Here is a 14,815-nt window from a genome sequence, read left to right as displayed (position 1 = left end):
CCCTCAGTACTCGATCCGCTCACGCCGCGCGAAGCGCAGCGTGAGGACGGCGAAGGCCATCGTGACGACGAGCATCGCGACGCCCATCGCCGCGGCGTAGCCGTACTGGCTGTCGCGGAACGCCGTCAGGTAGAGCCTGAGCGGCATGACGTCGGTCGCCCCGTCCGGGCCGCCCATGTTCACGGACATGATCTGGACCAGCGCGAAGGCGTCCAGGGCGATGATCCCCATGTACACCCAGCCCGTCTGGACCGTGTCCCACAGGAGGGGCAGCGTGATCCGGAAGAAGGTCGGGAAGCGGCCGGCGCCGTCGAGCAGGGCCGCCTCGTAGATGTCGCGCGGGATGGAGGCCATGGCCGCGGAGAACAGCACGACGTAGAAGCCGACGTGCCCCCAGACCATGACCGCGCTGATGCACCACAGCGCCAGGCTCTTCTCCCCCAGCCAGGCGTTCTGCAGCCCGTCCAGGCCGACCGCGCCGAGCAGGGAGTTCAGCATGCCGTCGGCGGGGTCCGGGTTGTAGATGTTGAACCAGATGACGGCGATGATTGTGACCGAGACGACCTGCGGGAAGAAGAAGACGAACTTGTAGAACCGCGATCCGGCGACCCCGGTGACCACCTCGTTCTTCCGCCGCCTGCCGCCCACGTTCAGCATGAACGCGAAGAACAGCCCGAGGGCGAGGGTCACCAGCGGGACGAACGCCAGCATGGAGACGTTGTGCCACAGCGCGTTCCAGAACTCGTCGCTCTCCCACAGCCGGACGAAGTTGTCGAGGCCGACGAACCGGGCCGTGCCCACCAGCCCCGACCAGTCCGTCATCGAGATCTGGAAGGCCTGGACGAAGGGTGAGACGACGAAGACGGCGTAGATGAGCAGAGGCGGGGCCAGGAAGCCCACGATGAATCGGTACTTGCCGTGCTGCATGGAGCTCCCGGCCCTTCCCCTCTTCGTCGGTGCCGCGGCGGTCGTCCGGCCGGCCCGGTCAGGCGGTGCGCTTGAACTTGGTGACGGAACCGTCCTTCGCCACCTTGTCGGCCTCCGCCTGGGTCTTCCTGATCCAGTCGGCGGCCTTCAGCTCGCCGGCGAGCAGCTGCCCGGTGAGGCCGCCGATCTTCTCGTCGGTGAGCGCGGGGTACCACTCCTGGAGCTGGAGGCTGATCAGGTTCTCCCCCGCCTCCTTGAAGACCTTGCTGGCGGAGGCGAGGCCGGGCGAGAGGGTCATGCCCTCCGTCGCGTCCACGACGCAGGTCAGCGACTTCACCTTCGTCGCGAAGTTCTGCGCGTGCTTCTTCGACAGCATGATGCGCAGCAGTTCCATGCCGCCGATCGGGTTCGCGCCCTTGGCGGAGACGAGGTACGGCTCGCTCGGCTCGGCGCGCAGGGTGCCGTGCGGCAGCTTGTCGCCGCCGCCGTCGAAGAGGGCGCCCACCGCCATGCCGAAGTCGCCCGGGGTGGTCGGCGCGGACTCGTTCTCCACCCAGGAGCCGTTGGGGAGGAAGACCGCCTTCCCCTTGTTCCAGGCGGTCTGCGACTGGATGTGGGTCAGGCCCTGGCTGCCCTCCAGGAAGTACTTCTTCGCGGCCAGCTCCTCGTAGTGCTCGACGACCTGGCGGACGCCGTCGTTCGACGTCCAGGCGTTCGGCTCCAGGTTGTCGATGGCGATCCACTTCTCCATGCCGCCGATCTTGGCGATCTGCGCGAAGAGGTTGAAGTGCACGTAGTACGGATACTTGCCCGCGTACGTCCAGGGCGCCAGGCCGGCCTTCTTGATCTCGCCGCAGAGCGCGACCATCTCGTCGAGGGTCTTCGGGTACGCCCAGCCCCTGGCGTCGAGGAGCTTCTGCGAGTACCAGGTGCCGTAGACGGTGAAGGCGTAGTACAGCACGTCGAACGTGTCGCCGTGCATGCCCTTCTCGATGGTGCTCGGGTGGATGGTGTCCCGCACCTTCTTCGCCGGGTCGTCCAGGGAGGGGGCGTCGAGCAGCGCGGCGAGGTCCTGGAGCTGGCCCTGGGTGGACAGCTTGTTCATGTCCAGGTGGTCGGCGCCGGAGTTGTCGATGACGTCGGGCGGGTTGCCGCCGGCGAAGCGCGGGGTGAGCTTGGGGCCGACCTGCTGGGTGCCGGTGTGCTTCACCTCGGCCTTGTAGGTGGCCTTGTAGTCGGCCTCGGCGTCCTTGGCGTACTGGTCGCCGAGCCCGCCCTTGAAGATGAACGCCTCCAGCGGGGCGCCCTCCTTCACGCCGAGCGGGTTCTTGGCGGTCTTCTCGCCGGCGGCGGCCGTCGTGTCGCCACCGCCACCACCGCCACCACCGCCGGTGGCGCAGGCGGACAGGAGGCCCATCGCGGGAACGGTGAGCAGACCGAGGGCGGCGGACCGCTTGATCAGATCGCGGCGGCCGGGGCCCGCGTGGCCCCCGGTGTCCCCGGGGGTGGAGCCGTCGTTGCGGGCGGAGGTGGATCCCATGCTCAAGTCCTCGCCTTCTCCAGGACTCAGGCGGTGCGCCGGTCGCCCGTACTGCTCGCCTCAGGCGAAGGGCCCCGCCACCGCGGTCGGTCGCTGCTGGGTCGTGCCGGGTCGTGCAGGGGTTCGCGCGTCCGCGTGACCGCTCGAACGAGCGGTCGTGCGGACGCCGACAGGTATAGTCCACTCCAGGTCAGCGGGGCAAGATCGATAACAGTATTCGGCAGGAGTCTTTCCCTAGTTGAGACCTCGGGGAAAAAACCCCGGCGCGCGGTGGCATTCGAAGACGGATTCCTCCGTCGTGAAAGCGTTCTTGAATTCGGTGGCCGCCTGGGGTAGGGCCCGGGCATTCTGACGCCCGTGCACGAACCCCACCAGCGTGTCCGCGCGCTTCACACCGACTCGACCGTCACCGTCCACCAGGCGTACTCCCCCGCCATCGGTCTGCCCGCCGCCCGTGACGGGCGGTTTCCGGCGTCCTGGAAACGGGACCGGATGACCTGGGTCAAACCTTCGTTCCTGTGGATGACGTACCGCCGCGGCTGGGCGGCGAAGGAGGGTCAGGAGACCGTGCTCGCGGTCGCGATCAGCCGCGCGGGCTTCGAGTGGGCGCTGCGGCACGCCTGCCTGTCGCACTACGCGCCCGGCCTGCACGCCGACCGGGACGCCTGGCGGCGGGAGCTGCGGGAGGCGCCGGCGCGCGTGCAGTGGGACCCCGAGCGCGACCTGCGGCTGCGACCGCTGCCGTACCGCTCGCTCCGGCTGGGGCTCGCGGGTGGGGCGGCGCGTCGGTACGCGGACGAGTGGACGGTCTCCGTCGAGGACGTCACCCCGCTCGCCCGCGAGGTCCACGCCCTGGTGCGCGCCGGGGACCTGGACGGGGCGCGCCGGCTGCTGCCGCGGGAGGAGCCGTACCCGGACGGGGACGGGCTGCTGGACCGAGTGGTGGCGGCCGGCTGAGCGGCCGGGAACGGCGGGAGGGCCGCACCCCGCGCGAAACGGGGTGCGGCCCTCCGCCGCTGACCTGCCGGGGCCTCAGCCGCGGATCAGGTTGCGCAGCACGTACTGCATGATGCCGCCGTTGCGGTAGTAGTCGGCCTCACCGGGGGTGTCGATGCGGACGACCGCGTCGAACTCGACGCCCGTGTCGGTGGTGACCTTGACCGTGCGCGGCGTGGTGCCCTCGTTCAGCTCGGTGACGCCCGAGATGGAGAAGGCCTCCTCGCCCGTCAGGCCCAGCGACTGGGCGGACGCGCCCTCCGGGAACTGGAGCGGCAGGACGCCCATGCCGATGAGGTTCGAGCGGTGGATGCGCTCGTAGGACTCGGCGATGACGGCCTTGACGCCGAGCAGCGCGGTGCCCTTGGCGGCCCAGTCGCGCGACGAGCCGGAGCCGTACTCCTTGCCGGCCAGGATGACCAGCGGGACGCCGGCGGCCTGGTAGTTCTGCGAGGCGTCGTAGATGAAGGAGACCGGGCCGCCCTCCTGCGTGAAGTCGCGCGTGTAGCCGCCCTCGGTGCCCGGCGCGATCTGGTTGCGCAGGCGGATGTTGGCGAACGTACCGCGGATCATGACCTCGTGGTTGCCGCGGCGGGAGCCGTAGCTGTTGAAGTCGCGGCGCTCGACGCCGTGCTCCGTGAGGTACTTGCCGGCCGGGGTGTCGGCCTTGATGGCACCGGCCGGGGAGATGTGGTCGGTGGTGACCGAGTCGCCCAGCTTGGCGAGGACGCGGGCGCCCGTGATGTCCTCGACCGGGGTGGTCTCCATCGTCATGCCCTCGAAGTACGGGGGCTTGCGGACGTAGGTGGACTCCGGGTCCCACTCGAAGGTGTCGCCGGTGGGGATCGGCAGGGCCTGCCACTGGGCGTCGCCCGCGAAGACGTCCTGGTAGGACTTGGAGAACATGTCCTCGCCGATGGCGCTCGCGACGACCTCGTTGACCTCGGCCTCGGTCGGCCAGATGTCCTTCAGGTGGACCGGGTTGCCGTCCTGGTCCGTGCCGAGGGCGTCCTTGGTGATGTCCACCTTCATGGAGCCCGCGATGGCGTACGCGACGACCAGCGGCGGGGACGCCAGGTAGTTCATCTTGACGTCCGGGTTGATCCGGCCCTCGAAGTTGCGGTTGCCGGAGAGGACGGACACGACGGCGAGGTCGTGCTCGTTGACGGCCTCGGAGACCTCCTCCGGCAGCGGGCCGGAGTTGCCGATGCAGGTGGTGCAGCCGTAGCCGACGAGGTTGAAGCCGACCTTGTCGAGGTACGGGGTCAGGCCCGCCTTGTCGAAGTAGTCGGTGACGACCTTGGAGCCCGGGGCGAGGGTGGTCTTGACCCACGGCTTGCGGGTCAGGCCCTTCTCGACGGCCTTCTTCGCGACGAGCGCGGCGGCGACCATCACGTACGGGTTGGACGTGTTGGTGCACGAGGTGATCGCGGCGACGGTGACGGCGCCGTGGTCGATCTCGTACGTCGAGCCGTCGGCGGCGGTGACGGTGACCGGGTGGGACGGGACCGCCCGGTCCGTGGCCTCGTCGTGCTGCGGGGCGCCGGCGCCGTTGTCGTCGTGGCCGTAGGCGGGGGCGTCGGAGGCGGGGAACGACTCGGCACTCGCCTCGTCGACCGGGGAGGCCACGCCGTGCGGCTGCTCCTGCTGCGGGACGCCTGGCTTGCGGTCGTCGCCGCCGGTGACGCCCGCCTCGACGTAGTTGAGGACGTCGACCTTGAACTGCTCGGCGGCGTCGGCGAGGACGATGCGGTCCTGCGGGCGCTTCGGTCCGGCGATGGAGGGGACGACCGTGGAGAGGTCGAGCTCCAGCTTCTCGGAGAAGTCCGGCTCGGCGGCCGGGTCCAGCCACAGGCCCTGCTCCTTGGCGTACGCCTCGACGAGCGCGACCTGCTGCTCGGAGCGGCCGGTGAGCTTGAGGTACTTCAGCGTCTCGTCGTCGATCGGGAAGATCGCGGCGGTGGAGCCGAACTCCGGCGACATGTTGCCGATGGTGGCGCGGTTGGCGAGCGAGGTGGCGGCGACGCCCTCGCCGTAGAACTCGACGAACTTGCCGACGACGCCGTGCTTGCGCAGCATCTCGGTGATGGTGAGCACCAGGTCGGTGGCGGTGGTGCCGGTGGGCAGCTCGCCGGTCAGCTTGAAGCCGACGACGCGCGGGATGAGCATGGAGACCGGCTGGCCGAGCATCGCGGCCTCGGCCTCGATGCCGCCGACGCCCCAGCCGAGGACGCCGAGGCCGTTGACCATGGTGGTGTGCGAGTCGGTGCCGACGAGGGTGTCGGGGTACGCCTGGCCGCCGCGGACCATGACCGTGCGGGCCAGGTGCTCGATGTTCACCTGGTGGACGATGCCGGTGCCGGGCGGGACGACCTTGAACTCGTCGAAGGCGGTCTGGCCCCAGCGCAGGAACTGGTAGCGCTCCTTGTTGCGGCCGTACTCGAGCTCCACGTTCTGCGCGAAGGAGTCGTGGCTGCCGAACTTGTCGGCGATGACGGAGTGGTCGATGACCAGCTCGGCCGGGGCCAGCGGGTTGATCTTCGACGGGTCGCCGCCGAGCTCCTTGACGGCCTCGCGCATGGTGGCGAGGTCCACGACACACGGCACACCGGTGAAGTCCTGCATGATCACACGGGCCGGGGTGAACTGGATCTCCTGGCTCGGCTGCGCCTGGGAGTCCCAGCCGCCGAGGGCCCGGATGTGGTCGGCGGTGATGTTCGCGCCGTCCTCGGTGCGGAGCAGGTTCTCCAGCAGGACCTTGAGGCTGTACGGCAGGCGGGCCGAGCCCTCAACCTTGTCCAGCCGGAAGATCTCGTACGACTCGTCGCCCACGCGCAGCGTGCTGCGGGCGTCGAAGCTGTTCGCCGACACGACAGTCTCCTTCATCAATGTGCGCGTTCAACCGCATCCTGCCGCCATGGCGTCTCGCCGATTCGCTAAGGTAAGGCTTAGTTAGGCTAGCCTTACCCATGCGGGGCGACCGCGGTGCGTCGTCAGCAGATATCTCGATGTCGAGATAACTCTAGTACATCCCCGCTCCGCGGTCATGTGCCCACGCCCCCTGTCCGCCGCATCCGGTCCGGGCGTTCGACGGCGGGCCCGTTCGTCCGGGCTTCCCCGCCGGTGGATCCGGCCCTCCAGGGGGCCGCCGGGGGCCCGCACCGGCCGGCGCGGAGGCCGCGCGGCCGTGCGCCGGGCCGCCGGGGTGGCGGGGTGGCGGGGTGGCGGCGCGCCCCGGCCCCCGTCCCGCGTCGCCGCGGGCGGAGGCGGCGTGCCCGCGCAGGGCGGTTCGAGCGGCCGGCGGGGAGCGGCCGGCGCGCGGCCGGGACCGGCCCGCGGGAATCCGGGTCGACCCGGGGCGCCGCGCGGGGGATCCTCGACGCGAACCGGACCGAGGAGACGAGTTGATCACGGAGTACCAGCAGCGGCTGCGGGAGCGCTACCTCACCGCCCCCGTCATGCCGGCCCCGGCGCCCTGGCGCCCCGTCCCGGACGGCGGGATCGCCGTCGGCGGCCTGCTCGGCATCGGCTTCGCCGTCCACCCGGACACCGGGCACGACCTCGTCATGGTCGTGTCCGGCGGCGGGCACGGCCTCTTCGACGCGGTCACCGGCGAGAGGACCGCACGCGACCGGGATCCCGATCCCGCCACCAGCACCCCCGACGCCCACCCGGACCTCGCCTGCCCCGGCCTCGGCCCCCTCGCGGGCTCCCCGGTCCGCATCGCCGGCCTCTTCGGCGGCGGTCTGCACGCCACCACCCCGGACGGGTGGACGCTGGACGTCGTCAGCCCGGACTGGCCCCACGACCGCGTCGTCCTCTCCGCCGACGGCGGAGCGCACCGAGGACCGGCGGGAGGCACCTGGTGGCACGTCTTCCACTCCCGGTACTCGGAGCTGCGCGCCGCCGGCTTCTCCCCGTCCGGCCGCACCCTGGCGGTCGCCACCAGCAGCGACCTCACCCTCTGGGCCCGCCCGGAGTTCCACGTCGGGGACTGAGCGCGCCCCGGGGCCCCGGGCACCCTGGTGCCCGTCCGGGCACGGCGGGCGCCGCGACGGCCGGGCGGGGTGCCGGGGGCCGCCCCCTCCCCTGCCGCCGGCGTCCGTTGCCACGGCGTCCGGGGTCTGGTGGGGTGGGGGGATGACCGCCCTGACGGAGCGGGTGCTGCGGGGGCTGCGGCGGTTCAACGACGCCCACCCGTGGGACCACAACGCCCACTACCACCCCTGGATCCTGCGGCAGTTGCCCCGGCGGGCCGGCGTGGCGCTCGACGCCGGGTGCGGGACCGGGGACCTGGCCCGGCTGCTCGCCGGACGCGTCGGGCGCGTGGAGGGGGTCGACGCCGATCCGGGGATCGTGGCCCGCGCGCGGGCGCTGACGCCCGCCGGCGCCCCGGTGGCCTTCCGCGTCGGCGACGTCCTCGCCGGGGCGCCGCGGGACCGGTACGACGTCGTCACCTGCGTCGCCGTCCTCCACCACCTGCCGTTCGCCGACGCCCTCACCGCCTTCCGCCGGTGCCTCGCACCCGGCGGGACCCTCGTCGTCGTCGGGCTCTTCCGGCCCCGGACCCCCACCGACCACCTGCTCGGCGCCGCCGCGGTCCCCCTCAACGCCGCCGTCGGCTGGCTGCGCAACGGGGGCCGCCCCGCGCCCCGGCCCGTCTCCATGAGCGCCCGGACCCGGCCGGCGGACATGGACTTCGGCGACATCGTCCGCGAGGCGCGGCGCATCCTGCCCGGCGCCCGGCTGCGGCGGCGGCTGTTCTGGCGGTACACCCTCGTCTGGCGGCGCCCCTGACCCGGCCGCGCAGGAGTGCGGGAAGGGGTCCGCGCCCTCGCCGAGCCCGCCCGGGCGCCGGACCGCGTTCCTCCCGGGCCGCCCCGCCGCCGGTGCCGTGTCGACCCCGCCGTCACGACGCCATGCCGGCGTCCTCCCCCGCGCCCCGGTGAGCGGGCCACCGCGCATCGGGGGCTCGCGGGCGGGGATGGGCCGACATCGCCCCACTGGTCCGATTCAGGCCAATTCTGACGATTATCGAGAGATAGCCGCAATGCCGGGTAACCATGGAGAGATGACGATGGCTCACCCTCTGCGGGCCCCAACCACCGTACGCCACACGAGGCATGACCCGTACGGCGCAGCCCAACGAGAACCACATCTCATATCTGAGATAGCCTGACGCCATGGCAGACGACTACCTCGTACGTATCGGCAAGCTCATCCGTGACGCCCGGCAGCACCGCGGCTGGACTCAGACGCAGCTCGCCGAGGCGCTGGCCACCAGTCAGAGTGCGGTGAACCGCATCGAGCGCGGCAACCAGAACATCAGCCTTGAGATGATCGCCCGTATCGGCGAGGCGCTCGACAGTGAGATCGTCTCACTGGGCTACGCGGGGCCCATGCACCTGCGGGTGGTCGGCGGCCGCCGCCTGTCCGGCGCCATCGACGTGAAGACGAGCAAGAACGCGTGCGTGGCGCTGCTCTGCGCCTCGCTGCTGAACAAGGGCCGCACGGTCCTGCGCCGGGTCGCGCGGATCGAGGAGGTCTACCGGCTCCTGGAGGTCCTCAGCTCCATCGGCGTCCGCGCCCGCTGGATCAACGACGGCAGGGACCTGGAGATCGTGCCGCCCGCCGAGCTGAACATGGAGGCCATCGACGCGGACGCGGCCCGCCGCACCCGCTCGATCATCATGTTCCTGGGGCCGCTGCTGCACCGGGTGCACTCCTTCAAGCTGCCCTACGCCGGCGGCTGCGACCTCGGCACGCGCACCATCGAGCCGCACATGATCGCCCTGCGCCGCTTCGGTCTGGACATCACCGCCACCGAGGGGCTCTACCACGCCGAGGTCGACCCGGCGGTCTCCCCGGACCGCCCGATCGTCCTGACCGAGCGCGGCGACACGGTCACCGAGAACGCGCTCCTGGCGGCCGCGCGCCACGACGGCACCACCGTCATCCGCAACGCCTCCTCCAACTACATGGTCCAGGACCTGTGCTTCTTCCTGGAGGCCCTCGGCGTGCGCGTGGAGGGCGTCGGCACGACGACGCTCACCGTGCACGGCGTCCCGCACATCGACGTGGACGTCGACTACTCGCCGTCCGAGGACCCGGTCGAGGCGATGAGCCTGCTGGCCGCCGCGGTCGTCACCGAGTCGGAGCTGACGATCCGCCGCGTGCCGATCGAGTTCCTGGAGATCGAGCTGGCGGTCCTGGAGGAGATGGGCCTCGACCACGACCGGTCCACCGAGTACACCGCGGACAACGGCCGTACGCGGCTGACGGACCTGACCGTGCGGCCCTCCAAGCTGGAGGCGCCCATCGACAAGATCCACCCCATGCCGTTCCCCGGCCTGAACATCGACAACGTGCCGTTCTTCGCGGCCATCGCCGCGTCCGCGCAGGGCCAGACCCTCATCCACGACTGGGTCTACGACAACCGCGCCATCTACCTGACCGACCTCAACCGGCTCGGCGGGCGCCTCCAGCTCCTCGACCCGCACCGCGTCCTCGTCGAGGGCCCCACCCGCTGGCGCGCCGCCGAGATGATGTGCCCGCCGGCCCTGCGCCCCGCGGTGGTGGTGCTCCTCGCCATGATGGCCGCCGAGGGCACCTCCGTCCTGCGCAACGTGTACGTCATCAACCGCGGCTACGAGGACCTCGCGGAGCGCCTCAACTCGGTGGGCGCCCAGATCGAGATCTTCCGCGACATCTGACCGCCTTCGGAGGGAGCGCCGCCACGTCCCCGGCCGCCGGAGCGTGATGTGTGCGGCCTCGGGAAGCACCGGGGCGGGGGTCCGGCCCGTCGGGCCCCCGCCCCGGTGGCCGGTCCGTGTGCGAAGCACCCGCGAACGGCGAGGACGAGGCGGGCGGGTGTCGCCGGGGCCGCGCCCCCGGCGCGGGCGGGCCGCACCGCTGTGCGGGCGGGGGTCATCCCCGACCGTCGACCGGGTCCAGTTCCTCGTCGTCGTCTTCGTCGTCCTCGTCGAAGTCCTCGTCGAAGGGATTGGCGAAGATCGACAGCAACGTTTCCTCGACCGGGTCGCCGACCTCGTCCTCGGTGAGGAGGATCCGGCGGAGCATGTTCAGCGGGTACAGATAGCTTTCCGGGTCGTCGGGGACGCCGACGCAGGGGTGATCGAGCGCGGAGGTCTCCCCGGCCGCGCCGAAGAACGGTTCGAGCTCCCCGCTGACGATGTCGGGGATGTACTTCCACGCCATCGCCTGGTGGCGGCAGAAGACCTCTCCCACGTACCAGATCGCGCCCTGGACGAAGGGCGTCATGCGCCGGGCGGTGATCTCCTCCATGCTGTGCGCGGTCTCCCGGACCAGACCGTCCAGGACCCCCAAGGAGGCCGGGGTGAAGTCCAGCACGTCCGCGTGGGAGGTCTGTTCGGCCCACCTTCCGTGGGCGCCTTGGCGCTCGCCCAACCACCTGAGCAGGTCGGGGTGCCGGGTCGGGTCGTACGTCTCGTCGGGGTCGGTCATGCCGTCGACGGTAGTGGACACGGTCGGCGTCACCGTCCCGGTGTCGCCGGGCGGATGCCCGACTCGCCCGACAAACCCTTGCCGGCTCGGCGTTGGACTCCTCTAGTGTGTCGGTCGACGGGCGGCGAAAAGCTGACACGGGGGCCCAGCTAGCCGCTCGCCCGCACCGCTCAGGTCCCGTGGCCCCCAGGACGGGGGACACGCATGAGAACACAGATACCCATCCGTACCCGGCTCCGGCGACGCCTGGCTTCCTGCCTCGCGGTCGCCTCGGCGGCCGGGATGATGCTCGTCGGCCTCCCCGCCGCCGCGAACGCGGCGCCCGGCGACTACGCCAAGGTCACGTCCGGCGGACGGTGCGACAAGATGCACCTCGGCAAGACGCTCCCCCGCACCCCGAACAACTCCGGAACCCCCACCGGCCAGCACCATTGGACCAGGAGCGGCCCGGACGAGGAGTACTACTTCAACCTCGAGTTCAAGGGCTTCGAAAACGTCCCCACGCCCACTCGCACCGACCTGAACGGCGTCGGCAACACCGACGCCGACATCAGGAAGTGGGACGCCGCCTACCGGGCGTCGAAGGATCCCGAGGACATGAAGCGCGCCATCTGGGCTCGCTACGCCCGCTACATCCAGGGCAAGCCGTCCCCGAAGGCGTTCAGGAAGTGGGTGCCCCAGAACCTCGTCGGTGCCCAGCACTCCCGGGAGAAGGGCGGCGTCTTCGAGCGGAAGACCGTCCAGGACTACAACCTCGTCGGCCCGGACTGGCTGTGCGAAGTGAAGGTCGAGATCTTCGACAAGGACGGCAACAAGATCGCCTCCCGGCGTTACGACGCCTACAACCAGCGCACCGGCGACCTGGGCGAGTTCAAGGCCGACGGCAAGCGGAAGACCGACCAGTTCAAGAACGACAAGGTCATCCTGCGCCACAAGGACGCGAAGCACGACTTCACGAAGTCGAAGTTCACCATGTACGCCGGGGAGAGGCCCAACGGGGCCACCACCAGGGAGTACAAGGCGGAGAACGCCAAGCTCCGCGCCGAACGAGGGTCGGGGGGCAACCCGATCCGGATCGCGGAGCGGCGGGCCACGGCGAAGGGGCTGTGGCCGCAGACGAAGTACACCGCGTCCTACCCGGTGTTCAATCCGCGGCCGAACACCGGCACCCAGGGCCCGATCAACTCCCTCGCCCACGACTCCGGCAAGGACCCGGCGCAGGCGCGGCAGATCCAGAACCAGCACAACCAGCTGAACACCCGCGGTGTCCTCGGCCGCGGCCCCGGCGGCGTCGACTTCTCCACCCTGGAGCTCCAGTACGTCGGCACCCCCGTGAAGGGCAGGGGGCTGGACTACAGCATGAAGGCCGACTTCGTGCCCGACGAGGACGAGAACCCCGGCTGGGGCGGGCAGGCGAAGCTCGAACTGGCCTCGGACGCCCTGTTCACGTGGCTGGCCCTCACCCCCGACAGGCAGTGGGTGAACCTGAATCCGGACCAGCCGGACACGATCATGGACAAGGGGTTCGGCGAGACCGAGGCCGGACGGGTCCTCCTCGTGGCCGACATGGAGATGAAGCGGGACTTCTCCCGCGCCATGGACCCGAAGAAGTCCCCCGGCAAGGAGTTCATGGACGCCGCCCCCAAGGTCGACGGGGTGCCGTGCTGGGGATCCGGCCGCAACTGGATCGTTCCCGGCCGGGCGAAGGTCCGCGAGCAGGACGGCGGCATCTACATCCTCGACGCCCCGCTCGAGGTCAACCACGCGGCGATGGACTTCGACACCCCCGTGCACGGCGAGGACTGCTCCAAGAAGCTCACCGCGGCGGAGAAGGAGCGCAGCCACCAGCTGATCGACCGCTACCTCGTGCCGCACGTCGAGAAGCAGATCAACACCGAGAAGAAGTACGCCGACCTGCGCCGCGTCTACAAGTCCCGGGTGGCCGCCGAGTGGATCCGGCAGCAGGACGCCAGGAAGGCCACCGACTTCCGGCCCATCATCGACAGCAACGACCTCAAGCGCTGGCCGCTGCGGGGCGAGAACGCCGACTGGGACAAGCGCACCGTGTGGAAGGAGATGGTGGAGTCCTTCACCAAGGGTGATTTCACGTACGAGTGGCCCCTGGGCGACGGACGCGTCTACACCTTCTTCGTGGGCGGCGTCGACTTCTCCGAGGCCCCCAAGCGCAACATCACCTCCGCGGAGTTCCAGCTCCGGCACCGGCACCTTCCCCAGACCACGAAGGACAGCGTGCGGGCGCAGACCTCCGCGCGGGACGCCGATGTGACGTTCCTCGGCGGGAGCGGCACCGCGAGGACCGACGACGGGAAGCCCGTCCCCAGCCCGACGCCGACCCCCACGGGCACGCCGACCCCCACGCCCTCCCCCACGGGCACGGGGAAGCCGACGCCGACCGACGCCCCGTCGGCTCCGGTGCCGGACCCCACCACCCCGGGCCCCGGTGACACCGGCACGCCCACCCGGCCCCCGGCGAAGGACCCGGCCGGCGGTCTCGCCGACACCGGGTCGGACACCCCGGTCGGCCTGATCGGCGCCCTCGCCGCCGTCGCCGTCGCGGCGGGCGGAGCGCTGACGTGGTGGATGCGCCGCCGCAAGGCGGACACCACCGGCTGAGATCAGTCCGCAGCGACGGCTGTGTGAAGAGGCCCCCTCCCCGGTGCGGCGGGGAGGGGGCCTCTTCACGTCCTCAGGGCCGTGGAGGAACTCACCGGTACGGACGGGCGAGTCGACCGCGTCGGTCCGGTCGCGTCCGGTCCGGCCGCGGTGCGGGGCGACCACGGTTGCGGGCGGCCTCGGGACACGCCTCACGGGTACGGGGGCCCGGTCCGTCGATCGGCACGAGCGGAGTTCCCCGAAGCGGAGCTCGAGGCGATGTCGGTGCCCCTCGACCCGTCCGCCGGCCGGCCGGAAGCCGAACAGGACGCGCGCCGGCGCCTGGCGCGGCTGCGGGCCGCCGTCGTCGCGCGGGGACTCGGCCGGTAGGCGGGTTCGCGTGCGACCGGTCCCGCCGGCCACCGGATCCGCCCGCAGCCGTCGCGTACCGGTCGCGCCGGTTTCCGGCCCGGCGGGAGCGTGACCGGCAGGGGCGTCCCGCGCCGCCGCCGTGGGGGCGGGGCGCCCCGCGCGGTCCGGGGGTCAGCGGTCCTCGGCGGCCCACAGCGACCGCACGTGGCCGAGGTGCCGGGCCATGCACGCCTCGGCCGCCGCCGCGTCGCCCGCGAGCATCAGGTCGAGCAGCTCCAGGTGCTCGCGGGCGGACGCGATCAGCAGGCCGCGTTCGTCGAGGGCGGTCAGGCCGTACAGGCGGGAGCGCTTGCGCAGGTCCCCGACGGTCTCGACGAGCCGGTCGTTGCCGTGCAGCCCGAGCAGCGACAGGTGGAAGCGGCGGTCGGCGTCGAGGTAGCCGATGAGGTCGTGGCCGCGGGCCGACACGACGATCTCCTCGGCGACCGGCCGCAGCGCCTCCAGCTGCTCGCGGGTCGCGGAGCGGGTGACGGCGCCGACCGTGGGCACCTCGATCAGCGCGCGGAGCTCCGAGTACTGGTCGAGGTCGCGTTCGCTGACCTCGGTCACCCGGAACCCCTTGTTCCGTACCGGCTCGACCAGGCCCTCGCGGGCCAGGTCGAGCATCGCCTCCCGCACCGGGGTGGCGGAGATGCCGAAGTCCGCGGCGAGCGCCGGGGCCGAGTAGACCCGGCCCGGCTGGAGCTCACCGGAGATCAGGGCGGCGCGCAGGGCGTGGGCGACCTGGTCGCGCAGGCGCTCCTGCGCGGTGATGAGGTGCGGCTGTTTCAAGTGGCCACCCATGGCCTACCTCCGGGCTGCTGCCGTCGTGCGTCGTGCGAT

10 protein-coding genes are annotated in these 14,815 nt (G+C 71.4%); 5 read left to right on the top strand and 5 right to left on the bottom strand.

The window, feature by feature from the left end:
* Positions 1-3: 3 nt before the first annotated feature.
* Positions 4-927, bottom strand: coding sequence for a carbohydrate ABC transporter permease (locus tag IE106_RS08835; RefSeq protein WP_189531668.1), 924 nt, complete (start codon positions 925-927; stop codon positions 4-6).
* Positions 928-985: 58 nt separating this feature from the next.
* Positions 986-2,467 carry an N-acetylglucosamine/diacetylchitobiose ABC transporter substrate-binding protein gene (ngcE, locus tag IE106_RS08830; protein ID WP_189531666.1) on the bottom strand — a complete coding sequence of 494 codons (1,482 nt, stop codon included), beginning with the start codon at positions 2,465-2,467 and terminating at the stop codon, positions 986-988.
* Positions 2,468-2,824: 357 nt separating this feature from the next.
* Here ngcE and IE106_RS08825 point away from each other — a divergent pair, with 357 nt between their 5' ends.
* On the top strand, positions 2,825-3,424 hold the full coding sequence (locus IE106_RS08825) for a DUF4291 domain-containing protein (RefSeq protein WP_189531664.1): 600 nt from the start codon (positions 2,825-2,827) through the stop codon (positions 3,422-3,424).
* 75 nt (positions 3,425-3,499) lie between these two features.
* On the opposite strand, the gene IE106_RS08820 is transcribed toward IE106_RS08825, so the two are convergent.
* The gene (locus tag IE106_RS08820; RefSeq protein WP_189531662.1) at positions 3,500-6,349 is read right to left on the bottom strand and encodes an aconitate hydratase; all 2,850 of its coding nucleotides are present in this window, start codon (positions 6,347-6,349) and stop codon (positions 3,500-3,502) included.
* Positions 6,350-6,867: 518 nt separating this feature from the next.
* Here IE106_RS08820 and IE106_RS08815 point away from each other — a divergent pair.
* The 3 genes from IE106_RS08815 (at position 6,868) to IE106_RS08805 (ending at position 10,176) form a co-directional block, all read left to right on the top strand.
* Positions 6,868-7,461, top strand: a complete 594-nt coding sequence (locus tag IE106_RS08815; RefSeq protein WP_189531660.1) for a hypothetical protein — start codon at positions 6,868-6,870, stop codon at positions 7,459-7,461.
* A gap of 142 nt (positions 7,462-7,603) precedes the next feature.
* A complete protein-coding gene (locus IE106_RS08810; protein ID WP_189531658.1) occupies positions 7,604-8,260 on the top strand; it encodes a class I SAM-dependent methyltransferase in 657 nt (218 codons plus the stop codon).
* A 386-nt stretch (positions 8,261-8,646) separates the two neighbouring features.
* Positions 8,647-10,176: a helix-turn-helix domain-containing protein gene (locus IE106_RS08805; RefSeq protein WP_189531656.1), complete on the top strand. Its 1,530-nt coding sequence runs from the start codon at positions 8,647-8,649 to the stop codon at positions 10,174-10,176.
* Between the two features lie 214 nt (positions 10,177-10,390).
* On the opposite strand, the gene IE106_RS08800 is transcribed toward IE106_RS08805, so the two are convergent.
* A complete protein-coding gene (locus tag IE106_RS08800; protein WP_189531653.1) occupies positions 10,391-10,948 on the bottom strand; it encodes a hypothetical protein in 558 nt (185 codons plus the stop codon).
* A gap of 204 nt (positions 10,949-11,152) precedes the next feature.
* On the opposite strand from IE106_RS08800, the gene IE106_RS08795 reads away from it, so the two are divergent.
* Positions 11,153-13,582 (top strand): hypothetical protein, encoded by a 2,430-nt coding sequence (locus IE106_RS08795; RefSeq protein ID WP_189531652.1) that lies wholly within the window; start codon positions 11,153-11,155, stop codon positions 13,580-13,582.
* 522 nt (positions 13,583-14,104) lie between these two features.
* Here the strand turns inward: IE106_RS08795 and IE106_RS08790 are convergent.
* On the bottom strand, positions 14,105-14,776 hold the full coding sequence (locus IE106_RS08790) for a GntR family transcriptional regulator (protein WP_189531650.1): 672 nt from the start codon (positions 14,774-14,776) through the stop codon (positions 14,105-14,107).
* Between the last annotated feature and the right edge of the window lie 39 nt (positions 14,777-14,815).

Source organism: Streptomyces roseolilacinus, assembly GCF_014649335.1.
GTDB lineage: Bacteria > Actinomycetota > Actinomycetes > Streptomycetales > Streptomycetaceae > Streptomyces > Streptomyces roseolilacinus.
The sequence above is the reverse complement of the archived record's forward strand: the minus strand, read 5'-3'. Positions and strand labels throughout refer to the sequence as shown.

Excerpts from the sequence above, each read along its gene's own strand:
- IE106_RS08835 (WP_189531668.1), bottom strand. The coding sequence starts at position 927 with ATGCAGCACGGCAAGTACCGATTCATCGTGGGCTTCCTGGCCCCGCCT.
- IE106_RS08805 (WP_189531656.1), top strand. The coding sequence starts at position 8,647 with ATGGCAGACGACTACCTCGTACGTATCGGCAAGCTCATCCGTGACGCC.
- IE106_RS08820 (WP_189531662.1), bottom strand. The coding sequence starts at position 6,349 with ATGAAGGAGACTGTCGTGTCGGCGAACAGCTTCGACGCCCGCAGCACG.
- IE106_RS08790 (WP_189531650.1), bottom strand. The coding sequence starts at position 14,776 with ATGGGTGGCCACTTGAAACAGCCGCACCTCATCACCGCGCAGGAGCGC.
- IE106_RS08810 (WP_189531658.1), top strand. The coding sequence starts at position 7,604 with ATGACCGCCCTGACGGAGCGGGTGCTGCGGGGGCTGCGGCGGTTCAAC.
- ngcE (WP_189531666.1), bottom strand. The coding sequence starts at position 2,467 with ATGGGATCCACCTCCGCCCGCAACGACGGCTCCACCCCCGGGGACACC.
- IE106_RS08800 (WP_189531653.1), bottom strand. The coding sequence starts at position 10,948 with ATGACCGACCCCGACGAGACGTACGACCCGACCCGGCACCCCGACCTG.
- IE106_RS08795 (WP_189531652.1), top strand. The coding sequence starts at position 11,153 with ATGAGAACACAGATACCCATCCGTACCCGGCTCCGGCGACGCCTGGCT.